Below are 23,852 nucleotides of genomic sequence, written 5' to 3' on the forward strand. Positions count from 1 at the left end.
CGGACCCGTGACGGAGATGGGCGGTACCGCCCAGGGCGTCGAAGAGCGGCGGCTACTCCCCGGGGAGTAGCCGCCGGGTGTACGCGGGCGCGCCGGGCGCCGCGCTGCGGCGGGGGGCGCCTACAGCGGCGTGCGGGCCTCCGTCATCAGGCGGGCCACGTCGTCCGCGTCCAGGGAGAGCGCCATGCCCACGGTGGCCAGGACGTCCCGCTCGGAGGGGGTGTACGCGCCGTCCGCGAGGGCGATCCGCGCGCCCTGCAGCAGGATCGACTCCCGTCCGGCCGGGGCCAGGTGCGGGGAGAGCGGCTCCAGCGCCTCGTGCAGTTCGATCGCGAGCGCGGCCCCGCAGGCGCTCGAGTCCGCCGGGAGGAAGCGCCCGGTGTCGGCGGCCAGCGCCTCGACGAGGTCGGTCAGCTGGACGGCCGTGCAGCCGTCGAAGCCGGCCGCCCGCACCGCCGAGACCGCCGTGTCCACGGCCGTGCGCGACGAGGTGCCGCCGGCCGCGAGGACCGCCAGGGCGACGGTGTGCACCGCGTCCCGCAGCATGGCGGAGAAGCGGGAGGTCGTCGGGTGGTCGAGGACGTCCGTGCCGAAGTGGACCTGACAGGCCGCGCATTCGACGACCGGGCCGGTGAAGCCGCGCGGCAGCAGCGGCACGCCGAGGACCGCGAAGCGCCGACGGCCCGTACGCCGGCGGTAGTTGCGGTCGCCGCCGCAGTCGGGGCAGAAGAACTCGCCGTCTCCCACCGTGTTCCACGAGGTACGAATGCCGCAGACGCGCACGTTTCGCCCCTGACCACCTCGAAGTGAGCGCACGCCGCACCTCCGTCGTGTTTCAGCAACATTGCTGCGTGGGCGTGATGTTAGCCACATCCGTGATGCGACGTCAGCACCTCGTCATCAGTTCGCCACGTAGATGGCCGAGACCCGCCACGGGGCGAACAGGGGGAGACGGGGCGCGAAACGGAACGCCCCGGATCCCTCGTACGAAGGACCCGGGGCGGCCGGTGCGACAGAAGCGGACGTCAGCGCGCGGAGCGGTTGACCGCCGAGACCACGGCCTTCAGCGAGGCGCGCGTGGTGTTGGCGTCGATGCCGATGCCCCACAGGACCTTGCCGTCGATGGCGCACTCGATGTACGAGGCGGCCTGCGCGGACGCGCCCTCGCTCATGGTGTGCTCCTGGTAGTCCAGCAGGCGGGCGTCCACGCCGACGCTCTGCAGCGCGGCGAAGAAGGCCGAGATCGGACCGTTGCCGGAACCGGTCAGCACCGTGTCGACGCCGTCCACGACCGCCTCGACCTTCAGGGTGTCGGTGCCGTCGGTGTCCGAGGTGGACTGGCCGGAGCGCAGCTGGATGCGACCCCAGCGGGCCGCGGCGTCGTCCGCGCTGGGCAGGTACTCGTCCTGGAAGACCGACCAGATCTCCTTCGGCGTGACCTCGCCGCCCTCGGCGTCGGTCTTGGCCTGGATGATCCGCGAGAACTCGATCTGCATCCGGCGCGGCAGGTCCAGCTTGTGGTCGTTCTTCAGGACGTACGCGATACCGCCCTTGCCGGACTGCGAGTTGACCCGGATGACCGCCTCGTACGAGCGGCCCACGTCCTTCGGGTCGATCGGCAGGTAGGGCACCGCCCACTCGATGTCGTCGACCGTCTTGCCCTGGGCGGCCGCGTCGGCCTCCATGGCGTCGAAGCCCTTCTTGATGGCGTCCTGGTGGGAGCCGGAGAAGGCCGTGTAGACCAGGTCGCCCGCGTAGGGGTGCCGCGGGTGGACCTCCATCTGGTTGCAGTACTCGCTGGTCCGGCGGATCTCGTCGATCTGCGAGAAGTCGATCTGCGGGTCGACGCCCTGGCTGAACAGGTTCATGCCCAGGGTGACCAGGTCGACGTTGCCGGTCCGCTCGCCCTGGCCGAACAGGCAGCCCTCGATGCGGTCGGCGCCGGCCATGATCGCCAGCTCGGCCGCGGCCACCGCCGTACCGCGGTCGTTGTGCGGGTGCACGGACAGACAGACGTGCTCGCGACGGGTCAGGTTGCGGGACATCCACTCGAAGCGGTCCGCGTGCGTGGACGGCGTCGAACGCTCCACCGTGGCCGGCAGGTTCAGGATGATCTCGCGGCCGGGGCCGGGCTGCCACACGTCGCAGACGGCCTCGCAGACCTCCAGCGCGAAGTCCAGTTCGGTGTCGGTGAAGATCTCCGGGCTGTACTGGTAGCCGAACGCGGTCTCCGGGCCCAGCAGCTTCTCGGCGTACTCCATCACCAGGCGGGTGCCGTCGACGGCGATCTGCTTGATGTCGTCCTTGGAGCCGCGGAACACCACCCGGCGGAACGTCGGCGCGGTGGCGTTGTACAGGTGGACGGTGGCGCGCTTGGCGCCGACCAGGGACTCCACGGTCCGCTCGATCAGGTCCTCGCGGGCCTGGGTCAGTACGGAGATGGTGACGTCGTCCGGGATCGCGCCCTCTTCGATGATCGAGCGCACGAACGCGAAGTCGGTCTCGCCGGACGACGGGAAGCCGACCTCGATCTCCTTGTAGCCCATCCGGACCAGCAGATCGAACATCTCGCGCTTGCGCGCCGGGCTCATCGGGTCGATCAGCGCCTGGTTGCCGTCGCGCAGGTCCGTGGAGAGCCAGCGGGGGGCCCGGGTGATGCGCTGCTCCGGCCAGGTGCGGTCGGGGATCTCGACGGCCTCGTACTGCCCGTACTTGTGCACGGGCATCCCGGACGGCTGCTGGGTGTGCGTCGCGTTGGTATTGGGCGTGGGCCGGCTGACGAACGGAGACTGAGACATTGCGTAGGGCTCCTCGGAGGTCCTGCGGGAAGGACGGCCGACTGTCGAACGCAACACCAGGTCCCGCGGGGAGGGGGTCGGCCTACGACTACAGGCCCTCGCCGCGGCAGCTAAGGAGAAGCAGCCCGAAACGCATGATGTCCAGCACCATAGCCGAGGCCCGGCGGAGGCGGACGTCCCGTTTCAGTATGCGGGACGGCCCCGGAGTCAAGGCTGAAATGTGGCTCATCACTCCATTTCGCCAATCATGGTCGCAGGTCGTGACACGGAAGTGACACAGTGCCACTCTCGCGAGCATGGATTCCCTTCACCCTGTGCACCCCGTGTTCTGCACGATCGTGCCGCCGCATCTGCTCGACAAGCTCGCCCGGGCCGAGAACCCGGCGGTCTCGGCGGCCGCGCGCCGCACCCTCGTCGCCGACGCCACGCTGCGCCAGGCGCGTGGCCTGCTCACCGCCCTGGGCGCTCCGTCCGTGGCCGCCGGAGCGGAGGCCGGCGTCCCGAACCGCAGCATCCACGATGCGGAGAACGGCACCGAGCTGCCGGGCCGCCTGGTCCGCGCCGAGGGCGCCGACGCCGGTCAGGACGCCACCGTCAACCGCGCGTACGGCGGCCTCGGCGCCACGTTCGAGCTCTTCCACGCCGCATACGGCCGCGACTCGATCGACGGCTCCGGACTGCCCCTGGTCGCGACCGTCCACTACGACCGGGACTACGGCAACGCCTTCTGGGACGGACAGCAGATGGTGTTCGGCGACGGGGACGGCGAGATCTTCCTCGACTTCACCCTGCCGGTCGACGTCATCGGCCACGAGCTGGCCCACGGCTTCACCCAGTACACCGCCAACCTCACCTACTACGGGCAGCCGGGCGCGCTCAACGAGTCCGTCTCGGACGTCTTCGGCTCCCTGGTCAAGCAGTACGCCCTCGGCCAGACCGCCGAGCAGGCCGACTGGCTGATCGGCGCCGGCCTGCTGCACGAGAACGTGCAGGGCGAGGCGCTGCGCTCGATGAAGGCCCCGGGCACCGCGTACGACGACGACGTCCTCGGCAAGGACCCGCAGCCGGCGACGATGGACGACTACGTGAACACCGGCCGCGACAACGGCGGGGTGCACATCAACTCCGGCATCCCCAACCACGCCTTCTACCTGGCGGCCACCGCGCTGGGCGGCAACGCCTGGGAGCGGGCCGGGCAGATCTGGTACGACGTGATGACCGGCGGCGTCCTGGAGCCGGACGCGAAGTTCAAGGACTTCGCCAAGGCCACGGTGCAGGCGGCGGCCGACCGCTTCGGCCAGGGCGAGGAGCACGAGGCCGTGGTGAAGGCGTGGTCCCAGGTGGGTGTGGGTACCCAGTAACCCATGCGCATCCAGGTACGCCGCACGGGCGGGTTCGCGGGGATCGAGCGGTACGCCGAGCTCGACACCGCGGACCGGCCCGACGCCACGCACGTCGAGGCCCTGGCCCACCGGGCCCTGGCGGCCCCGCACACCGGGGCGAACCCGCCCCGCGTGGTCCCGGACGGCTTCGCCTACGAGATCACGGTCGACGGCCGCTCGGTGAGCCTCCAGGACCCCCACCTCACGGACGACCAGCGTGAGCTGATCCGCCTGATCCTGAAGGAAGGGGCGTAAGAGGGGCGCGGCCCCTCAGAACCCCGGGCTAGAACCCCAGCTTCCGCAGCTGCTTCGGGACCCATTTTCAACGCCGCCCTCGCACCGCTCGGCCCCAGGGGGCCTCCCGGGCTTCGGACGGCTGCGCCGGCCTCCGGCCCGCGACCTCAGCCGGGCTAGAAGCCCAGCTTCCGCAGCTGCTTCGGGTCGCGCTGCCAGTCCTTCGCGACCTTCACGTGGAGGTCGAGGAAGACCGGGGTGCCGAGCAGGGCCTCGATGTGCTTGCGGGACTTCATCCCGACCTCCTTCAGGCGGCTGCCCTTCGGGCCGATGATGATCCCCTTCTGGCTGGGGCGCTCGATGTAGACGTTCGCGTGGATGTCGAGCAGCGGCCGGTCCGCCGGGCGGTTCTCGCGCGGGATCATCTCCTCGACGACCACCGCGATCGAGTGCGGCAGCTCGTCGCGGACGCCCTCCAGCGCGGCCTCGCGGATCAGCTCCGCGACCATGACCTGCTCGGGCTCGTCGGTGAGGTCGCCCTCCGGGTACAGCGGCGGCGACTCCGGCAGCAGCGGGATCAGCAGATCGGCGACGAGCTGGACCTGCTTGTTGCCGACGGCCGAGACCGGCACGATCTGCTGCCACTCGAAGCCCAGCTCCTTGCCGAGCTGGTCGATGGCGATGAGCTGCTCGGCGAGGGTCTTGGAGTCGACCAGGTCGGTCTTGGTGATGATCGCGACCTTCGGGGTCTTCTTGATCCCGGCCAGCTCCTTGGCGATGAACCGGTCGCCGGGGCCGAGCTTCTCGTTGGCCGGCAGGCAGAAGCCGATCACGTCGACCTCGGCCCACGTCGTGCGCACGACGTCGTTGAGCCGCTCGCCGAGCAGGGTCCGCGGCTTGTGGAGTCCCGGCGTGTCCACCAGGATCAGCTGCGCGTCCGGCCGGTGCACGATGCCGCGCACGGTGTGCCGGGTGGTCTGCGGCCGGTTGGAGGTGATGGCCACCTTCTGGCCGACCAGAGCGTTCGTGAGGGTGGACTTGCCCGCGTTGGGGCGGCCGACGAAGCAGGCGAAACCGGCCCGGTGGACGGCTTCGGATTCAGGGGTGCGAGCGCTCATGGGGGCCATTGTCCCCGATCCAACGGGCCGCTACGTACTCAGTGCCCGGCTGCCGCCCGGCGGCGGCGCAGCAGCACCCCAGCGCCCACCCCCGTGCCGAGCGTCAGGAGCACCACGCCGACCAGCCACGGCAGGGCCAGGAAGCCGGCGTGCGCGGACTCCCGTACGTCCTTGGCGGTGGCCGTGAGGGTGACCTGCCCCCAGTCGAACTGCGGTGCGTCCGTCCAGTGCTCGGTCAGCCGGATCTTCTGCCGGGGCAGCAGCTCGGACGGGATCCTCGCGAGGTCCCGGTCGAGCAGGGTCCGGCCGAAGACGCCCTCGGCGCGCAGCGCGACCCGCGGGTTGAGGGTGACGTTGCCGCGGTTGTGCAGGGTGTACGAGACCAGCGCGCTGCTCTCGCGGGCGCCGGGGACGAGGGGCCGGTCCTGGTCGACGGTGACGTCCTCGACGCTGAGCGCGGGGACGGTGGGGCCGTTGACCCGCAGGTACACGCGGGCGCCGACAGCGCGCTGCACGCCGACCGCGACGGAGCCGCCGCCGGAGGCGACGCGCTCGTCGAGGGCGACGACGGCCCCGGGGTGGTCGCCGGGCTCGGCGTCGGCGGGGACGGCGAGGGTGAAGGGCACGGTCACCCGGCTGCGGGCGGGGACGGTGACGCGGTCGCGGGACAGCCGGATCCAGGCCCCGGCGCCGGTCTGCTTCTCCTCGCGGGTGCGGACGGCGAAACCGCCGTCGCGCTCGGTGTTGTAGGCGTCGGCCCCGTAGAGCCGGAAGGTCAGCGGGGCGGCGGTCTTGTTGCTGACGGTCACCCGGTCGGTGACGGCGCCGCCGGCGTCGGCGGAGAGGTAGAAGTACGGCCGGCTGCCCAGCTCGGAGGCGGCCGGGAACACGGCCCACTCGCCGTTCTCGGCGGCGTGGGCGCTCCCGGGCGCGGCGAGCAGCAGGGCGAGGACGGCGAGCAGCAGAGCAAGAGGCTCAAGAGGCTTGCGCACGGTGCGGAACTCCCGGGGTCGGAGGCGGGCCGACCGGGTGCGCGCCCGGCCCGCTGTGTTCATCGGCCGTGGGTCACGTGAGGGTCAGGGTGAGCAGACCGGAGTACGCGCCGGGCGCCGTGAACGCCGGGACGTCCAGGGAGAGTCCGGCGTCGACGGTGAACTCACCGCCCGTGACGGCCCCGTTCGGCGTGGACGCGAGGGTCGCGCCGCCGCCGCCCACCGGCCCGGCCGAGCCCGGGACACAGGTGCTGGGGCTGCCGGCCTTGGTGGTGCAGGCCGGGCTCCAGCTCAGCTTCCCGGCGCCGATGGCGCCGCCGGGTCCGGTGAAGTCGGTGACCTTGCCGGTCAGGGACCAGCCCGCGGGACCGCCGCGGAAGTCCTTGACCGTGACCGTCTTCAGGGCGCCGGTGGCCGCGCCGCCCTGGCCGAAGTCCACCGAGGACAGCTCGACGGTGTCGCCGGCCTGGGTCATCGACAGTTCGCCCTTGGTGACCGCCGTGTTGATCTTCTGGCTGCCCGGCGGCGGAGGGGTGTCGTCGATGACGGTGTACGTGACGGGTCCGGCGCCCTTCTCGGCGTCCCAGGCCGCGCCCTCGTACGCCACGATCCCGCTGGTCGCCTTGTCGTTCACGGCCAGGCGGGCGACGAAACCGCCCGCGCTGTCGGTCGTGACCGTCATCTTGTCGGCGGTCTCGGCGGCGCCGGCCCGGCCGACGACGGTGACCTCGGCGAGCGGGGTGAACTTGGCGCCGGTCACGGTGACCCGGTCGCCGGGCGCGCCGGAGGCCGTGCCGAGCTGCAGGGAGCGCTCGTTGGCGCCCGGCTGCGCGGTCGCCGTGATCGTCTCGGAGACGGGCGCGGGCGGGTTGGTGACGGTGCAGGGGGTGTCCAGCTCCATCAGGTAGCTGGTGTGGATGTTGTAGTCGCCGGGCGACAGGGTGATCGCGCCGGGCTGGGTGACCGTGAAGGTGCCGGTCATGGAGAACGGCGGGAAGGCGCCCTTGCCGGGGACCGGGTCGTTCTTCTTGGGCCCGGCGACGGTGACGGCGCCGGACTGGGCGCCGCCGAGGGTGACCTTGCCGGTCGGGGTCATGATGTCGGCCGGCAGGGCCAGGTCGACCGGGTTGGACGCGGCGGGCTTGGTCACCTTGTAGGTGACGGTGACCGTGTCGCCGACCTTGGGCGTCGGCTTGTCGACGGTGATCTCGGCGGTGGTGGTGCCGTCGATGGGCGGGATGCCGGCGATCGGCGGCGGCACGCAGTGCGTCGCGAAGTCGACCGGGGCCGACGCGAGCGCCGCGGCGCCGGCGGGTGCGGCGAGGGTGCCGCCGCCGGCGAGCACGAGAGCGGTGACGCCGAGGCCGGCGGTCCAGCGCCGTCTTCGGGTCCGGGTCCTGAGCAGTGCCATGTGTGCCCCCTCCTCTGGGACGAGAGGGCGCCATTGACGGCCTGGCCGCGAGAGAAGTCAATGGAATCGAAATGCACCGACTGATGACCCATCAGATACTGTCAAGATCGAACACCAAGATCGACCTTTCCGCAGGTGGACGGGCATGAAAGCGGGGCCCGGCATTCCGCCGGACCCCGTTCGACCGCTCGGTTCGACCGCTCGTCAGCCCGCGCTGACCGCGACGCGCAGGACGCCGTCCGGGCCGGCGAGCAGCACCGGCGTCTCCGGACCGCCCAGGTCGCGCACGGCGGCGCGGTCCTCGTCCGAGGCGGCCTCGGCGTTCGAGACGACGGCCGCGGCCTCCAGCGACTGCGCGCCGCTGGCCACGGCCATGGCGACCGCGGTCTGCAGCGCGCTCAGCTTCAGCGACTCCAGGGCGACGGTGCCGGCGACGTACGTACGGCCGGTCTCGTCGCGGACCGCCGCGCCCTCCGGCACCCCGTTGCGGGCGCGGGCGCTGCGCGCCAGCGTGATGATCTTGAGGTCCTCGGCGCCGAGATCGCCGTGCTCGCGGTTGAGTGTCATGCCCCGAGCATAGGCGCAGGCCATGGGCCGTCGAGCTCAGGCTACGGACGGTCGAGCTTCAGTCGCTCCGCCCGCGGCAAACCCGCGACGACGAGGTCGTACGAGTCCTCGATCAGCTCCCGGACCAGCTTCGCCGGCAGCTCCCCGACCGTCACCGTGTTCCAGTGCCGCTTGTTCATGTGGTAGCCGGGCGCGACCGCCGGATACTCCTCCCGCAGCCGCACCGCCTCGTCCGGATCGCACTTGAGGTTGATCGTCAACGGCTCCGCGCCCAGCTGGGAGAGGGCGAACATCTTGCCCCGCACCTTGAAGACGGAGATCTCGGGCCGGAACGGAAACTCCTCGGTGGCGGCATTGAAGTCGAGACAGAAGTCCCGCAGCTCCTCGGGCGTCACGCCGACTGCCCCTCCTCTTCGTCCACGGGCTCGACGAGCACGGTCACGATCTTGTTCCGGCGGCCGGCCGGCGACTCGGCCGTCAGCCGCAGCGAGCGCCCGTCCGGCAGCTCGACGGCGGCGGAGGCGCCCGCGATCGGGACCCGCCCGAGCGCCTTGGCGAGCAGGCCGCCGACCGTCTCGACGTCCTCGTCGTCGTACTCGTCCGGGCCGAAGCCGTACAGCTCGCCGAGGTCGCCGATGTCGAGCCGGGCCGTGACCCGGTAGCGGTCGTCGCCCAGCTCCTGCACCGGCGGCAGCTCACGGTCGTACTCGTCGGTGATCTCGCCGACGATCTCCTCGAGGATGTCCTCGATGGTGACGATGCCGGCCGTGCCGCCGTACTCGTCGATCACCACGGCCACGTGGTTGCGCTCCTGCTGCATCTCGCGCAGCAGGTCGCCGGCGTTCTTCGTGTCGGGCACGAACGCCGCCGAGCGCATCGCCGTCGAGACGAGGTCCGCCTCGGCCTCGCGGTTGATGTGCGTCTTGCGGACCAGGTCCTTCAGATACACGATGCCGACGATGTCGTCCTCGTTCTCGCCGGTCACCGGGATGCGCGAGAAGCCGGAGCGCAGCGCGAGCGTCAGCGCCTGCCGGATCGTCTTGTACCGCTCTATGCAGACGAGATCCGTGCGCGGCACCATCACCTCGCGCACCAGCGTGTCGCCGAGCTCGAAGACCGAGTGCACCATCCGGCGCTCCTCGTCCTCGATCAGCTGCTCCTGCTCGGCCAGGTCGACCATGGCCCGCAGCTCGGCCTCGGAGGCGAAGGGGCCCTTGCGGAAGCCCTTGCCGGGGGTGAGCGCGTTGCCGATGAGGATCAGCAGCTGCGGGATCGGCCCCATGATCCGGGCCAGCGGCAGCAGGACGTACGCGGCCGCCGTCGCCGTGTTCAGCGGGTGCTGGCGGCCGATCGTGCGCGGCGAGACGCCGACGGCGACGTACGAGACGAGCACCATCACGACGATCGCGACGAGCAGCGCCTGCCAGGTCTCCTCGAAGGCCTCCAGGCAGGCGTACGTGACGAGGACCCCGGCCGCCATCTCGCAGGCGACCCGGACCAGCAGGGCCACGTTCAGATAGCGGGTGGGGTCGGCGGCGACCTGCGTCAGCTTGTCCGCGCCGCGCCGCCCGGACCGTACGGCCTCGGCGGCGCGGAAGGTGGAGACGCGGGCGAGCCCCGCCTCGGCGCAGGCCGCCAGCCAGGCCACCACGACCAGGGCGACCGCGCCGAGAATGAGTGAAGCGTCCATCGGGGACCCGGGACCGGGGTCAGGAGACGGTCGGCGCCGGCGACGGGCCGGTCAGGCCCTTGTCCGCGCGCCAGCCGTCGACGATCGCCGCCTGCAGGCCGAACATCTCGGCCTTCTCGTCCGGCTCCTCGTGGTCGTAGCCGAGCAGGTGCAGCACTCCGTGCACGGTGAGCAGCTGGAGCTCCTCGTCCATGGAGTGCCGCGTCGGGGCGTCCTCGCCCTGCTTCTTGGCGACCTCGGGGCAGAGCACGATGTCGCCGAGGAGCCCCTGCGGGGGCTCCGCGGCGTCGTCGTCCCGGGCCGGCGGGCGCAGTTCGTCCATCGGGAAGGACATGACGTCCGTCGGGCCCGGCAGGTCCATCCACTGGATGTGGAGCTGCTCCATCGCCTCGGCGTCCACCACGATCACCGACAGTTCGGAGAGCGGGTGGATGCGCATCCGCGCCAGCGCGTAGCGGGCGATGTCGAGGATCGCCTGCTCGTCGACCTCGGTTCCGGACTCGTTGTTGACGTCGATCGACATTTTGCGCTGTGACTACTTCCGGTCGGAGCCGTTCCGGCTGTCGTACTTCTCGTACGCGTCGACGATACGGCCGACGAGCTTGTGCCGGACGACATCCTGCGACGTGAGCATCGAGAAGTGCACGTCCGGGACGCCCTCCAGGATGTCGCGCACCTGGCGCAGACCGCTCTTCGTGCCGCCCGGCAGGTCGACCTGGGTGACGTCACCGGTGATGACGATCTTCGAGTCGAAGCCGAGGCGGGTGAGGAACATCTTCATCTGCTCGGGGCTCGTGTTCTGCGCCTCGTCGAGGATGATGAACGCGTCGTTGAGCGTCCGTCCGCGCATGTACGCCAGCGGCGCGACCTCGATCGTCCCGTTCGCCATCAGCTTGGGGATCGAGTCGGGGTCGAGCATGTCGTGCAGCGCGTCGTACAGCGGCCGCAGGTACGGGTCGATCTTCTCGTAGAGCGTGCCGGGCAGGAAGCCGAGCCGCTCGCCCGCCTCGACGGCCGGCCGGGTCAGGATGATCCGGGTGACCTGCTTGGACTGCAGGGCCTGGACCGCCTTGGCCATGGCCAGGTACGTCTTGCCGGTGCCGGCGGGGCCGATGCCGAACACGATGGTGTGCTTGTCGATGGCGTCGACATAGCGCTTCTGGTTGAGGGTCTTGGGGCGGATCGTGCGACCGCGGCTGGAGAGGATGTTCTGGGTGAGCACCTCGGCCGGGGTCTCCTGGCCGTCCCCCTGGCCGTTCTCGCTCGCCCTGAGCATGGCGATCGAGCGTTCCACTGCGTCCTCCGTCATCGGCTGACCGGTGCGGAGCACCAGCATCATCTCGTCGAACAGGCGCTGTATCAGAGCGACTTCCGCCGCGTCACCGATCGCGCTGACCTCGTTGCCCCGGACATGGATGTCGGCGGCCGGGAACGCCTTCTCGATCACACGGAGCAAGGAGTCGCCGGAGCCGAGAACGGTCACCATCGGGTGCTTGGCGGGCACGGTGAACCGGGCCTGAGCCTGTCCCGGCACTCCCTCGTGGGCTGTGGATGTCTGAGTCATGGGCCGGCACTGTGGCCTGCACATACCTCCCGTTGCAGGGTTCTCGCTGCTCGACAACCTCTCGGATACCAAGCCTACGACTTGCCGCTGACAAGGCCGAAGCGTTTTATCAGGGCGGGCTCGGAGCCCGATCCGGGCGTCGGCTCCAGGCGGGGGCGGGGCGTCGGCTCTAGGCGGGGGCCGGGCGGAAGCCGATGGTGGGCACGGCCCGGCGCAGCGGCCAGGGGCGGGCCTCGGCGGGAAGCAGCGGCTCCAGGAAGGCGTACCGGCCGGCCAGCGCCGCCGGGTCCTGTCCGGCGTGCTCCCGGACCGTGTGCCACCAGGCGGCGACCTGGCCCCAGCCGGGCGCGGACAGGGACCCGCCGAACTCCTGCACCGACAGGGCCGCGATCAGCCCGGCGAAGGCGAGCCGGTCGGCGAGCGGCCAGCCGGCCAGGGTCCCGGTGACGAACCCGGCCACGAAGACGTCCCCCGCGCCGGTCGGATCGAGCGCGGACACCTGGATCGCCGGCACCTCGGCGGTCTCGCCGCTGCCGCCGTCCACGGCGTACGCGCCCTCCGCCCCGAGCGTGACGACGGCGTACCGCACCTTGTCCGCGAGCGCGCGGGCGGCGGCACGGGGGCAGTCGGTGCGGGTGTACCGCATGGCCTCCTCCGCGTTCGGCAGGAAGGCCTCGCAGTGGGCCAGGTCGGGCAGCCCCGCGAGGTCCCAGCGGCCGGTCTCGTCCCAGCCGACGTCCGCGAAGATCCGGGCCCCGGAGCGGTGGAGCTGGTTGACCCACTCCTCGCTGCGGCCCGGCGCGAGGGAGGCGACGGCGGCCCGTGCGCGCGGCGGGTAGGGCGGCGGCGCGGCCCCGTCGAGAGGCGGCGCGTCGTGCCCGTGCGACACCATGGTCCGCTCCCCCTCGTACGCCATGGAGACGGTGACGGGAGAGTGCCACCCGGGAACGGTCCGGGACAGGGACAGGTCGATCCCCTCGCCCTGCTCCAGGGCGTCCCAGCAGTACTCCCCGTAGTGGTCGTCTCCGAAGGCGGCGGCGAGCGAGGTGCGCAGCCCGAGCCGGGCCAGTGCGGTCGCCATGTTGGCGACGCCGCCGGGGCTGGACCCCATGCCGCGGGCCCAGGACTCGGTGCCCCGGACGGGGGCGCTGTCGAGCCCGGTGAAGATGATGTCCAGGAAGACCATGCCGGTCAGGAACACGTCGCAGGGCGGGTCGGAGGGACCTCGCAGGGAGTCCAACGGGTCGACCCCGGCGGCGCGTTCGGTCTCGGCTCCCCTGGTGCTCACGGCAGGCTCCCGGTGGTGGTGCGGATCAGGCCAGTGTGCCTGAACGGGGCCGCGGGAAGGCCGGGGCGCGACGCGAAAGCCGGTGCGGCTACCCGTGGCCACAGACCCCAAACCCAAGTGTGACCCAAACCACATGCACAGGGTGACCGGAACACCTTCACCGCCGCCTCGGCCGCTTGATAGAAGTGGTCCGCGATCCCGTGGAACACCGGGCGCTCCACCCCTCACGCCCCCTTGTTCCTGGAACGCCCATGTCGTCGCGCCCGCGGCCGCTCCGGCCCCTCGTCGCCCTCTTCACGGCCGGCTACACCGCGCCGTACCTCCTGCCCACCGTCGTCGGACGCCTCGCCACCGGCCTCGGCCTCACGCCGACACAGGCGGGCCTGACGGGCTCCGCCCTGCTCCTCGCCTCGGCCTGCGCGGGCTTCGCCCTTGCGGGCCGCGTGAACCGCATCGGCCCGCGCCGGGCCGCACGGGCGGGCCTGCTGGCCATGGTCTGCGGCTACGGCACGGCGGCCGCGACGGGGCTCGTCCCCCTGGTCCTGGTGGGCTCGGTGCTCGGCGGCCTCGGCTCGGGCACGGTGACGGCGGTGGCCGCCTCGGGCATCGCCGCCCGCCACGACCCGCACCGCGCCTCGACTCTGGGCCTGTTGACGGTGTCGGCGACGACGGGCGCGCTGTACCTGACGCTTCCGCGGCTGGGCACCGGCCACGGACTCGCCTTCGCGGCGATCGCGTTGGTGGCGGCGGGGGCCTGGCCGGGGACGAGGGCCCTGGCCGGTACGACGGACCGCCCGAGGACCACCGCGGACGGCCGCCTCCCCCACCGCATCGCCGGCACGGCCGTGGCAGCCGCCCTCCTGCTCTGGTCCCTGGCCCAGAACGCCCTGTGGGGCGTGAGCGGCCGGATCGGGGTCACCCAGGCGGGCCTGAGCGAGGTGACGGTCGGCGCGGTGTTCGCGGCGGCGCTGGGCGCGGGCCTGGCGGGGGTCCTCGCGGCACGGGCCCTGGGCGAGCGCCTGGGCAAGGCCCTCCCGATAGGCGCCGGAACGGGCGTCATCGCGGCCTGCGTGGCGCTGAGCGCGGGCGCCGAGAACCTGGCGGCGTTCGCCGCGGGCGAGATGGCCTGGAACGCGATGTACCCGCTGGTCCTGTCGTACGTCATCGCCCTGGCGGCCACCCTGGACCCGACCGGCCGCTGGACGATCCTGGCCGGAGCCGCCTCGTCCCTCGGCGTCGCCTGTGGTCCGGCGACCGGCACGGTCCTGTCGGAGACCCTGGGCTACCCCACGATGGGCACGATCCTGGCCGCTCTCCTCCTGACCGCCGCGGTCCCGCTGACCGCGGTAGCCCTCAGGACGACCCCCCGCCCCCAGACCCCGGACCTGGCCGAAGTCGCACTCCCCCACCCCGGAACCCACGCCTCCCAGCCCGCCTACACCCTGGCGCAGCCGGGATCGGGGGGCGTGTAGACCGTAGATCGGGGGCGCACCGCGGCGCGCCCCTCGCCTACCCGAAGTCGTGTGCCTCCACCTCGGCGAGGTACCGCGACCGCCGCTCTTCGTCGTCCTCCAGGAACGACGCCTCGAACGAGTTCCGCGCCAGCACACGCAGCTGCTCCGGGCCCAGCCCCAGCTCCGCCCGCACCGCGTCGAAGTTGTCGCCCACGTAGCCGCCGAAGTACGCCGGGTCGTCCGAGTTGACCGTCACGACCAGCCCCGCGGCCAGCATGGCCGGCAGGGGGTGGTCGGCCAGCGTGTCGACCGCCCGCAGCCGCACATTGGACAGCGGGCACAACGTCAGCGGCACCCGCTCCCGCACCAGCCGCTCCACCAGCTCCGGGTCCTCCATCGACCGCAGCCCGTGGTCGACCCGCTCCACGCCGAGCACGTCCAGCGCCTCACGGACGTACGACGCCGGGCCCTCCTCGCCCGCGTGCGCGACCCGCCGCAGCCCGAGCGCCGCGGCCGCCTCGTACACCGCGCGGAACTTCGCCGGCGGATGCCCGACCTCCGCCGAGTCGAGCCCGACCCCGGTGATCCGGTGCAGATACGGCTTCGCCGCCTCCAGCGTGTCGAGGGCGGACTCCGCCGACTCGTCCCGCAGGAAGCACATGATCAGCCGTGTCGAGACGCCGTGCCGCTCCTCGCTCCGGTCGAGCGCCGCGGCCAGGCCCTCGACGACCGTGCCCATCGGCACGCCGCGGGCGAGGTGCGCCTGCGGGTCGAAGAAGATCTCGGCGTGCCGGACCCCCTGCGCGGCCGCCCGCGCGAGATACGCGTCGGCCAGCTCGGTGAAGTCCTCGGCGGTGCGCAGCACGGCCATGAGGCCGTAGTACAGGTCGAGGAACGACTGCAGATCGCCGAAGCGGTACGCGGCCCGCAGCTCCTCGGTGCCGCGGTACGGCAGTTCGACGCCGTTCCGCTCGGCGAGCGCGAACGCCAGCTCGGGTTCGAGCGTGCCCTCGATGTGGAGATGCAGCTCGGCCTTGGGGACGGGTCCGGGACCGGCACCGGGGCCGGGGCCGGGGTTTCGGTGGTTCATCGCTCCTGCGCTCCGCGTCTCGTCGCTTCTGCCGTTTCGGTCTACCGTTCGGGCCTACCGCTTCGGTCTACCGTTTCGGGACCGGCACCCGCGCCAGGTCCTGGGCGATCGTCAGCTCGCCCTCGAATCCGGCCCCCCGCGCCTGCCGCTCGAACTCCGCGGGATCGCCGTAGCGCTGGGAGAAGTGCGTGAGCACGAGGTGCCGCACCCCGGCGTCCCGCGCCACCGCGGCCGCCTGACCGGCGGTCAGATGGCCGTGGTCGGTCGCGAGCGCCGCGTCCTCGTCGAGGAACGTGGACTCGATGACCAGCAGATCGCACCCCTCCGCCAGCGCGTACACGCCGTCACACAGCCGCGTGTCCATGACGAACGCGAACCGCTGCCCGCGCCGCACCTCGCTCACGTCGTCCAGGGTGACCCCGTCGAGCACGCCCTCGCGCTGGAGCCGGCCCACGTCCGGGCCCTTGATGCCGTGCGCGGCGAGCTGCTCCGGCAGCATCCGCCGCCCGTCGGGCTCGACGAGCCGGTACCCGAAGGACTCCACGGGGTGGGACAGCCGCCGCGCCTCCAGCGTGTACGCGGGCGTCTGCGAGAGCGGCCCGTCCGCCGCGACGGGCGCCTCCGTCAGCTGCACGGTCTCCCGGTACGCGGTCGCGTACCGCAGCCGTTCGAAGAAGTGCTGCCCGCTCGCCGGGTAGTGAGCGGTGACCGGATGCGGCACCTGGTCGAGGTTGATCCGCTGGATCACCCCGGCCAGCCCCAGCGAGTGGTCGCCGTGGAAGTGCGTGACGCAGATCCGGTTGATGTCGTGGGCGGCGACCCCCGCCCGCAGCATCTGCCGCTGCGTGCCCTCACCGGGGTCGAAGAGGATGCCCTCGCCGTCCCAGCGGAGCAGATAGCCGTTGTGGTTGCGGTGCCGGGTCGGCACCTGGCTGGCGGTGCCGAGGACGACGAATTCGCGTACGGACAAAGGAACCTCGGACTATCCGGGCGGCCAGTTGAGGCCGCGGCCGCCCAGCACGTGCGCGTGGGCGTGGAACACGGTCTGGCCCGCGCCGGTGCCGGTGTTGAACACGATCCGGTAGCCGGTGTGGTCGACCTTGTCGAGTTCGGCGACCTCGCGGGCTTCGCACAGGATGTCCGCGGTGATCTGCGGCTCGGCGGCGGCCAGCGAGGCGGCGTCGGCGTAGTGCACCCTCGGGATGATCAGGACGTGCGTGGGCGCCTGCGGGTTGATGTCCCGGAACGCGACGGTGGTCTCGGTCTCCCGCACGATGGTCGCGGGCACCTCCCCGCCGACGATCTTGCAGAACAGGCAGTCGCTCTGCGGCTCTCCGGCCATGGACCGGGCCTCCCTCGATCAGTGACGATCAGCGATCCAGTGATCAGTACACGGGCATGCTATCGGCCGGTCCCGACACCCCCGGCCCAGGCCGACCGGTCGCCCGCCCCGCGTCCTCGCCACGCCCGCCCCGCGTCCTCGCCACGCCCGCCCCGCGTCCTCGCCACGCCCGCCCCGCGTCCTCGCCACGCCCGCCCCGCGTCCTCGCTACGCCCGCCCCGGCTCCCGCCGCCGCAGCGCCGCCCGGCTGGCCCAGTACGTGATCACCATGCCCCAGAACAGCGGCGTGCCGAGCGCCGCGACGAACGCGGAGTCCACCGACCACAGCACCAGCGCCAGCACCGAGTGCAGGCCGAGCAGTCCCACCGCCGCGGCCATGGCAAGCACCGGCCGGCAGCTGCGCGCCACCAGCAGCAGCGGCCGCCGCACCCGCGGCGGCACCCGGCGCAGCGTCCACAGCGCCCAGCCGCCCCAGACCCCGACGAGCACCGCCGCGCCGATGAGCAGCGACGCCGTCGCCTCGGCCCCCGAACCCCCGGTGCGCAGCGGCGCGGAGCCGAGCGCGGCGGCGAAGAAGCCGATCACGGCCACCCAGCGCGCCCCGGCGGCGGTCCCCCAGGCCATGGTCTCCAGGTTGTACCGGGCCTCCCGGTCGTCGCGGTCCAGCGATGCGGACTCCACGAAGCCCACCGCCGCCTTGGTCCAGGCCCCGCGGGTGAACCATCGGCTGCGCATATGGATGAGCGAGAGGTTGTTGTGCGCCTCGCTGCTCTCCGGGTTGAGCCGCAGCGCCGTCTCGTACGCCCGCCGTGCGGTCTTGTGGTCGCCGAGCCGCTGCGCGGTGATCCCGACGAGGAAGTGCGCCGCGTCCTCCTCGGGGGCGAGCGCGACAGCACGGCGCGCCGCCTCGTACGCCTCGGCCTTGCGGTTCGCGGCGCCGGACCAGTCGACGGGGCGGCGCGCGGCCGCGTTCGAGGCCCGGTCGAGCGCCGCACCGAGCGCGTAGTGGCTGCCCCAGTGCTGCGGGGCGAGTCCGACGGCCCGCCGGGCGGTCTGTTCGGCCTCGAGGTACGCCTCGAGCGCGAGCAGCACGTCGGTACGGACCAGCAGGGCCACCAGCGAGTCCGGCTCGGACCGCAGCGCCTGGTCCACGGTGGCCAGCGCGCCGGCGTCCTGGCCGAGCCGGTGCCGGCAGCGGGCCAGGAGGACGAGGGCGGGCGCGTCGTCCGGGTCGGTCGCCAGGTGCTGGGCGGCGAGGGCGGCGGCCTGCTCGTACCGCCCGGCCTCGTACAGCGCGTCCGCGCGCAGCAGGGCGGTCACAGCTTGCGCTTCTTCTTCAGGTACGCGAGGAGGTCGTCGTACATGCCGCCGTCGTTGGCGAACGTGGCGACGTTGCGGGCGGAGGCGAACCAGGGGTCGGTCGACGGTCGGATCTGCCGGGCGGCGTCCGTCAGGTCCTTGGTGCCGATCATGCGGACCCGGCCGGTGCGGGCGGAGTCGAGGAGGGCGGCCTCGGCGGCGGTCTCGCACAGGTGGGCGAGGTCGGCGCCGGAGAAGTCCTCGGTGGCCTTGACGATCTTGCCGAGGTCGACCGACTCGATGGGCCGCTCGCGCAGGTGGTAGCGGAGGATCGCCTCGCGGGCGGGCGCGTCCGGCGGCAGCACGAGGAGCGTGCGGTCGAGCCGGCCGGGGCGCCGCAGCGCGAGGTCCACGTCCCAGGGGACGTTGGTGGCGGCGAGCACGAACACGCCCTCGTTGCCGCCGCTGTCGATGCCGTCGAGCTCGGTGAGCAGCTGGTTGACGACGTTGCGCAGCCCGCCGTGGTGGGTACGGGAGCGCTTCGCGCCCAGGGCGTCCAGCTCGTCGAGGAAGACCACGCAGGGGGCCTTGCGGCGGGCGGTCCGGAAGATGTCGTGGACGTTCTTCTCGGAGCTGCCGATCCACATGTCGAGGATGTCCGCGAGGGAGATCGACAGGAAGCCCGCGCCGAGCTCGCCGGCGACGGCGCGGGCGATGAAGGTCTTTCCGCAGCCGGGCGGGCCGTACAGGAGCAGGCCGCCGCGCAGGGACTTGCCGTACAGCTTGCGCAGTTCGGGGTTGCGCATGGGGGCGAGGAAGGCGGCCTCCAGGCGCTCCTTGACGTCCTGCATGCCGCCGACGTCGGCGAGGCGCACGTCGCCGGGCGCGTCGACGTCCCAGGCGGACACGTCGCCGGGCTCGTCGCCGGCGCCGTCCGCGGCGAGCGGCTCGTCCATGAACCGGGGTCCGACGACATCGCCGACCTGCTCCTCGGCGGCGGCCCAGTCGAAGGCAGCCGACTCGTCGACGGGGGCGGGGGTTTCGGGGGCGGCAGGGGCGGCGGGCGCGGTCGGTGCAACTGGATCTGCCGGGGCGGCTGGAGCCGTCGGCGCGGCCGGAGCCGTCGGGGCGCCCGGGGGCATCCCCATCGCTCGCGCCATCAGCGTCCGGGCGGCCGGTCTCCGGGCGCGTGCTGCAGGGCGACGGCGGCCTCCGCGACGGCCTCGTCGTTCCGTCCCTCGGCGAGCAGCAGTTCGGCGAAGTGCAGCCGCAGGGGCACATCGGCGGGCGACGCCGCCACGGCGGCACGCAGGCTCCGGAGCAGAGGTGACTCGGATGACTCGTCGGACATGCCGACACCCTATGGAGGGAACGGGGTGTCCCGTCCAGGGGGTGGGCCCGGCACGTCGGATTCACCGCACCGGCAGGCCGCCGGTCAGGACCAGCGCCCCGTGCGCCCCAGCACGAGCGCGGCCGCCGCCGTCCCCGCCGTCGACGTGCGCAGGACGCTCGGGCCGAGACGGTACGGCTTCGCGCCCGCCTCCTCGAAGGCCGCCAACTCCTCCGGCGCGACGCCCCCTTCGGGCCCGACGACCAGCACGATCTCGCCCTCCGCGGGGAACGCTGCGGTGGCCAGCGTGGCGCTCGGGTGGTCCCGGTCCTCGTGCAGCACGGCCGCGAACTCGGCGTCGGCGAGCAGCGCGGCGACCTGCTTGGTCGTCATCAGCTCGGCGACCTCGGGGAATCGGGTGCGGCGCGACTGCTTGCCGGCCTCGCGGGCGGTGGCCCGCCACTTGCCGAGGGCCTTGAGCCCGCGGTCGCCCTTCCACTGGGTGATGCACCGGGACGCGGACCAGGGCACGATCGCGTCGACGCCGGTCTCCGTCATGATCTCGACGGCGAGTTCGCCCCGGTCGCCCTTCGGCAGGGCCTGGACGACGGTGATCCGCGGCGCGGGCGCGGGCTCGTCATGGCGGACGTCGACCGAGACCGTCAGCTGGTCCTTCCCCTCCGCGGCGACCACCGTGCACTCCGCCCAGCCGCCGTGCCCGTCCGTCAGGACGAGTTCCTCGCCCGCCCGCAGCCGCTTCACGGAGACCGCGTGCCGGCCCTCGGGCCCGTCGAGGAGGAAGGTCCCGCCGTCGGGGACGGCGTCGACGACGAAGACGGGTGCGGTCATGAGGCGCTCCTGTGGGCCAGCGCGGTCAGTGCGGTGTCGATCTCGGCGGCCAGCACCTCGACGAGCTGCCCGGCGGGCAGCTCGCGGGCCAGCCGGTGGCCCTGGCCGGCCCACAGGGCCATGCCCTGGGGGTCGCCGGCGGTGGCCGCGGCCTTGCGCAGCGGCGCGGTGAGGTGGTGGATCTCGGGGTACGCGGCGGGGGCGTACGGTCCGTGCTCGTGCATGAACCGGTTGACCAGGCCGCGGGCCGGACGCCCGGAGAAGGCGCGGGTCAGCTCGGTGCGGACGAACAGCGGGTCGGTCAGGGCCTGCTTGTGCAGCAGGTGCGCGCCGGACTCCGGGCAGACCAGGAACGCGGTGCCGAGCTGGGCGGCGTCCGCGCCGGCGGCGAGGACGGCCGCTATCTGGGCGCCGCGCATCAGCCCGCCGGCGGCGATGATCGGCAGCTGGACGTTCTCCCGCACCTGGGTGACGAGGGCGAGCAGACCGAGGCCCGCGCCGTCGGCGCCCGCCTCGTCCTTGTGCGTCCCCTGGTGCCCGCCGGCCTCCACGCCCTGGACGCAGACGGCGTCCGCCCCGGCCCACTGCGCGGCCCGGGCCTCCTCGGCGGAGGTGACGGTGACGACGGTGTACGTGCCGACGCGCGCGAGGGCGTCGAGGGTGTCACGGGTGGGGCAGCCGAAGGTGAACGAGACGACGGGGACGGGGTCGTCGACGAGGACGGCCAGCTTGGCGTCGTACGCGTCGTCGCGGCCGCTGTCGGCGTCGCCGAGCGGGGTGTCGTACCAGTCGGCCTCACCGGCGAGCTGGTGCCGGTACACCTCGACGGCGGCGGGGTCGGCGGTCTGCCCGTTCTGCGGCATGAACAGGTTGACGCCGAACGGCTGCCCGGTGAGCCCGCGGACCTGCTTGATCTCCTGGTACATGCTTCCGGCGGTCTTGTACCCCGCGGCCAGGAACCCCAGCCCCCCGGCCTCGCTCACGGCCGCCGCCAGCTGCGGACAGGAGCCGCCGCCCGCCATCGGGGCCTGCACGACGGGGTATCGGCAGAGGTCGTTCAGCGCGGAGGACATGCGGCCATCGTGTCATGTCACACAGAAGGCGCCGCACAAGGCGGCGCCTCCTCTGTCACACACGGACCGGCAAACCTACGGGCCGTTCAACGGACCCGGCAGATGCGCCTACCGGCCGTTGAACGCGTCCTTCAGCCGCGAGAACAGCCCCTGCTGACCCGGCTGGAACTGCCCCGTGGGCCGCTCCTCGCCGCGCAGCTTGGACAGTTCGCGCAGCAGGCGCTCCTGCTCCGGGTCCAGCTTCGTCGGGGTCTGGACCTCGACGTGGACGATCAGGTCGCCCCGGCCTCCGCCGCGCAGGTGCGTGACGCCGCGGCCGTGCAGCGGGATCGACTGGCCGGACTGCGTGCCCGGGCGGATGTCGACCTCCTCGCGGCCGTCGAGGGTGTCCAGCGGCACCTTCGTGCCGAGCGCGCCCGCCGTCATCGGGATGGTGACCGTGCAGTGCAGGTCGTCCCCGCGCCGCTGGAAGGTCGGGTGCGGCAGCTCGTGGATCTCCACGTACAGGTCGCCGGCCGGACCGCCGCCGGGGCCGACCTCGCCCTCGCCGGCGAGCTGGATCCGGGTGCCGTTGTCGACACCGGCCGGGATCTTGACCGTGAGCGTGCGACGCGACCGGACCCGGCCGTCGCCCGCGCACTCCGGGCAGGGGGTCGGGACGACCGTGCCGAAGCCCTGGCACTGCGGGCAGGGCCGGGAGGTCATGACCTGGCCGAGGAACGACCGGGTGACCTGCGAGACCTCGCCGCGGCCGCGGCACATGTCACAGGTCTGCGCGGAGGTGCCGGGCGCGGCGCCCTCGCCGGAACACGTCGTACAGACGACGGCCGTGTCGACCTGGATGTCCTTGGTGGTGCCGAAGGCCGCCTCGTTGAGCTCGACCTCCAGCCGGATCATCGCGTCCTGGCCGCGCCGGGTCCTCGACCGCGGCCCGCGCTGCGAGGCCGTGCCGAAGAACGCGTCCATGATGTCCGAGAAGTTCCCGAAGCCGCCCGCACCGAAGCCGCCGGCTCCGCCCGCGCCGCCCGAGGCGGACAGCGGGTCGCCGCCGAGGTCGTAGACCTGCTTCTTCTGCGGGTCGGAGAGGACCTCGTAGGCGGCGTTGATCTCCTTGAAGCGCTCCTGCGTCTTCGGGTCCGGATTCACATCCGGGTGAAGCTCGCGCGCCAGGCGACGGAAGGCCTTCTTGATCTCGTCCTGCGACGCGTCGCGGCGTACGCCCAGTACGGCGTAGTAGTCCGTGGCCACTTACGACTCCGCCAGGATCTGTCCGACGTAACGTGCCACTGCGCGTACCGCTCCCATCGTTCCGGGGTAGTCCATGCGGGTCGGTCCGACCACGCCGAGTTTTGCGACGGCCTCGCCGCCCGAACCGTAGCCGACCGTGACGACGGATGTGGACGTGAGGCCCTCATGGGCGTTCTCGTGCCCGATCCGTACGGTCATGCCCGAGTCGTTGGCCTCGCCGAGCAGCTTGAGGAGCACGACCTGCTCCTCGAGAGCTTCCAGCACCGGCCGGATCACCAGCGGGAAGTCGTGCCCGAAGCGGGTGAGATTGGCGGTGCCGCCGATCATCAGCCGTTCCTCGTGCTCTTCCGCCAGGGTTTCGAGGAGCGTCGCGAGCACGGCCGAGACCGTACCGCGGTCCTCCGCCTCGAACGACTCCCCGAGGTCCTGCACCAGGCGCGGGACGTCCGCGAAGCGCTTTCCGGCCACCCGGCTGTTCAGCCGGGCCCGCAGGTCGGCGAGAGAGGTCTCGCCGAACGGCGCGGGGCAGTCGATCATGCGCTGCTCGACCCGGCCGGTGTCCGTGATCAGCACGAGCATCAGCCGGGCGGGCGACAGCGACAGCAGTTCCACGTGCCGGACCGTCGAGCGGGTCAGGGACGGGTACTGCACGATCGCGACCTGCCGGGTCAGCTGCGCGAGCAGCCGGACCGTGCGGGCCACGACGTCGTCGAGGTCGACCGCGCTGTCGAGGAAGCTGTGGATCGCGCGCCGCTCGGGCGTCGACAGCGGCTTGACGGCCGCGAGCTTGTCGACGAACAGGCGGTAGCCCTTGTCCGTGGGGATGCGTCCGGCGCTGGTGTGCGGCTGGGCGATGAAGCCCTCCTCCTCCAGCGCGGCCATGTCGTTGCGGACGGTGGCCGGGGAGACGCCGAGGTTGTGCCGCTCGGTGAGCGCCTTCGAGCCGACCGGCTCCTCCGTCCCGACGTAGTCCTGGACGATGGCGCGCAGCACCTCGAGTCTGCGTTCGCTGAGCATGGCGCACACCTCCAGCTGTCGTTCCGGTGATCGGGTCGTTCCGGTTGCTCCGTGTTTGGCACTCGCCCTCTTCGAGTGCCAGGAATCCCCCGGCCAGTGTACGGCG

Annotated in this window: 22 protein-coding genes and 1 pseudogene; 3 read left to right on the plus strand and 20 right to left on the minus strand. The window is 72.5% G+C overall.

The annotated features are described in order from the left end of the window. Positions 1 to 120 precede the first annotated feature (120 nt). Together ACGFMM_RS02890 and leuA are read right to left on the minus strand one after the other, a co-directional pair. Entirely contained in the window at positions 121 to 816 is a 696-nt protein-coding gene (locus tag ACGFMM_RS02890; protein WP_393642486.1) for a TerB family tellurite resistance protein, read from the minus strand. Positions 817 to 1,025: 209 nt separating this feature from the next. Beyond that, positions 1,026 to 2,798 (minus strand): 2-isopropylmalate synthase, encoded by a 1,773-nt coding sequence (gene leuA / locus ACGFMM_RS02895; RefSeq protein ID WP_393642488.1) that lies wholly within the window; start codon positions 2,796 to 2,798, stop codon positions 1,026 to 1,028. Positions 2,799 to 3,094: 296 nt separating this feature from the next. Here leuA and ACGFMM_RS02900 point away from each other — a divergent pair, with 296 nt between their 5' ends. Both ACGFMM_RS02900 and ACGFMM_RS02905 read left to right on the plus strand, forming a co-directional pair. After that, a complete protein-coding gene (locus tag ACGFMM_RS02900; RefSeq protein WP_393642490.1) occupies positions 3,095 to 4,159 on the plus strand; it encodes a M4 family metallopeptidase in 1,065 nt (354 codons plus the stop codon). A 3-nt stretch (positions 4,160 to 4,162) separates the two neighbouring features. After that, positions 4,163 to 4,435, plus strand: coding sequence for a protealysin inhibitor emfourin (locus tag ACGFMM_RS02905; protein WP_393642492.1), 273 nt, complete (start codon positions 4,163 to 4,165; stop codon positions 4,433 to 4,435). Positions 4,436 to 4,590: 155 nt separating this feature from the next. On the opposite strand, the gene era is transcribed toward ACGFMM_RS02905, so the two are convergent. The 9 genes from era to ACGFMM_RS02950 form a co-directional block, all read right to left on the minus strand. Continuing rightward, the gene (gene era / locus ACGFMM_RS02910; RefSeq protein ID WP_393642493.1) at positions 4,591 to 5,532 is read right to left on the minus strand and encodes a GTPase Era; all 942 of its coding nucleotides are present in this window, start codon (positions 5,530 to 5,532) and stop codon (positions 4,591 to 4,593) included. 38 nt (positions 5,533 to 5,570) lie between these two features. After that, complete coding sequence (locus tag ACGFMM_RS02915; protein ID WP_393642494.1) at positions 5,571 to 6,524, minus strand: DUF916 domain-containing protein; 954 nt, start codon at positions 6,522 to 6,524, stop codon at positions 5,571 to 5,573. A 73-nt stretch (positions 6,525 to 6,597) separates the two neighbouring features. Continuing rightward, a complete protein-coding gene (locus tag ACGFMM_RS02920; protein WP_393642495.1) occupies positions 6,598 to 7,935 on the minus strand; it encodes a beta-xylosidase in 1,338 nt (445 codons plus the stop codon). Positions 7,936 to 8,139: 204 nt separating this feature from the next. Then, on the minus strand, positions 8,140 to 8,502 hold the full coding sequence (locus ACGFMM_RS02925; RefSeq protein WP_393642496.1) for a cytidine deaminase: 363 nt from the start codon (positions 8,500 to 8,502) through the stop codon (positions 8,140 to 8,142). A 41-nt stretch (positions 8,503 to 8,543) separates the two neighbouring features. Further along, positions 8,544 to 8,897, minus strand: coding sequence for an MmcQ/YjbR family DNA-binding protein (locus ACGFMM_RS02930; RefSeq protein ID WP_393642497.1), 354 nt, complete (start codon positions 8,895 to 8,897; stop codon positions 8,544 to 8,546). Then, positions 8,894 to 10,192 carry a hemolysin family protein gene (locus ACGFMM_RS02935; RefSeq protein ID WP_393642499.1) on the minus strand — a complete coding sequence of 433 codons (1,299 nt, stop codon included), beginning with the start codon at positions 10,190 to 10,192 and terminating at the stop codon, positions 8,894 to 8,896. Before ACGFMM_RS02935 ends, ACGFMM_RS02930 begins: the two co-directional genes overlap by 4 nt. Positions 10,193 to 10,211: 19 nt before the next feature. After that, positions 10,212 to 10,715 carry an rRNA maturation RNase YbeY gene (gene ybeY / locus ACGFMM_RS02940; protein ID WP_393642500.1) on the minus strand — a complete coding sequence of 168 codons (504 nt, stop codon included), beginning with the start codon at positions 10,713 to 10,715 and terminating at the stop codon, positions 10,212 to 10,214. Between the two features lie 12 nt (positions 10,716 to 10,727). Continuing rightward, positions 10,728 to 11,756, minus strand: a complete 1,029-nt coding sequence (locus ACGFMM_RS02945) for a PhoH family protein (protein ID WP_393642502.1) — start codon at positions 11,754 to 11,756, stop codon at positions 10,728 to 10,730. A 169-nt stretch (positions 11,757 to 11,925) separates the two neighbouring features. After that, positions 11,926 to 13,044: a carbohydrate kinase family protein gene (locus ACGFMM_RS02950; protein ID WP_393642504.1), complete on the minus strand. Its 1,119-nt coding sequence runs from the start codon at positions 13,042 to 13,044 to the stop codon at positions 11,926 to 11,928. A 251-nt stretch (positions 13,045 to 13,295) separates the two neighbouring features. On the opposite strand from ACGFMM_RS02950, the gene ACGFMM_RS02955 reads away from it, so the two are divergent. Continuing rightward, entirely contained in the window at positions 13,296 to 14,516 is a 1,221-nt protein-coding gene (locus tag ACGFMM_RS02955) for an MFS transporter (protein WP_393642505.1), read from the plus strand. Positions 14,517 to 14,553: 37 nt separating this feature from the next. Here ACGFMM_RS02955 and ACGFMM_RS02960 read toward each other — a convergent pair whose 3' ends face one another. The 9 genes and pseudogenes from ACGFMM_RS02960 to hrcA form a co-directional block, all read right to left on the minus strand. After that, complete coding sequence (locus ACGFMM_RS02960; protein WP_393642507.1) at positions 14,554 to 15,588, minus strand: adenosine deaminase; 1,035 nt, start codon at positions 15,586 to 15,588, stop codon at positions 14,554 to 14,556. A gap of 67 nt (positions 15,589 to 15,655) precedes the next feature. Continuing rightward, positions 15,656 to 16,558 carry a ribonuclease Z gene (locus ACGFMM_RS02965; protein ID WP_393642509.1) on the minus strand — a complete coding sequence of 301 codons (903 nt, stop codon included), beginning with the start codon at positions 16,556 to 16,558 and terminating at the stop codon, positions 15,656 to 15,658. Between the two features lie 12 nt (positions 16,559 to 16,570). Next, complete coding sequence (locus tag ACGFMM_RS02970; RefSeq protein WP_393642511.1) at positions 16,571 to 16,930, minus strand: histidine triad nucleotide-binding protein; 360 nt, start codon at positions 16,928 to 16,930, stop codon at positions 16,571 to 16,573. Between the two features lie 207 nt (positions 16,931 to 17,137). Continuing rightward, positions 17,138 to 18,250, minus strand: a complete 1,113-nt coding sequence (locus ACGFMM_RS02975) for a tetratricopeptide repeat protein (protein ID WP_393642513.1) — start codon at positions 18,248 to 18,250, stop codon at positions 17,138 to 17,140. After that, a pseudogene (locus ACGFMM_RS02980) lies at positions 18,247 to 19,580 on the minus strand (ATP-binding protein). Before ACGFMM_RS02980 ends, ACGFMM_RS02975 begins: the two are co-directional and overlap by 4 nt. Positions 19,581 to 19,664: 84 nt before the next feature. Beyond that, positions 19,665 to 20,408 (minus strand): 16S rRNA (uracil(1498)-N(3))-methyltransferase, encoded by a 744-nt coding sequence (locus tag ACGFMM_RS02985; RefSeq protein ID WP_393642515.1) that lies wholly within the window; start codon positions 20,406 to 20,408, stop codon positions 19,665 to 19,667. Then, the gene (locus ACGFMM_RS02990) at positions 20,405 to 21,481 is read right to left on the minus strand and encodes a nitronate monooxygenase (RefSeq protein WP_393642516.1); all 1,077 of its coding nucleotides are present in this window, start codon (positions 21,479 to 21,481) and stop codon (positions 20,405 to 20,407) included. The genes ACGFMM_RS02985 and ACGFMM_RS02990 overlap by 4 nt, the downstream gene beginning before the upstream one ends. Before the next feature lie 108 nt (positions 21,482 to 21,589). Beyond that, complete coding sequence (dnaJ, locus tag ACGFMM_RS02995; RefSeq protein ID WP_393642518.1) at positions 21,590 to 22,729, minus strand: molecular chaperone DnaJ; 1,140 nt, start codon at positions 22,727 to 22,729, stop codon at positions 21,590 to 21,592. Further along, positions 22,730 to 23,746 carry a heat-inducible transcriptional repressor HrcA gene (hrcA, locus tag ACGFMM_RS03000; protein WP_393642520.1) on the minus strand — a complete coding sequence of 339 codons (1,017 nt, stop codon included), beginning with the start codon at positions 23,744 to 23,746 and terminating at the stop codon, positions 22,730 to 22,732. It lies immediately after the preceding gene. Positions 23,747 to 23,852: the final 106 nt, after the last annotated feature.

The sequence above is a fragment of the Streptomyces sp. NPDC048604 genome (assembly GCF_043199435.1).
Lineage (GTDB): Bacteria > Actinomycetota > Actinomycetes > Streptomycetales > Streptomycetaceae > Streptomyces.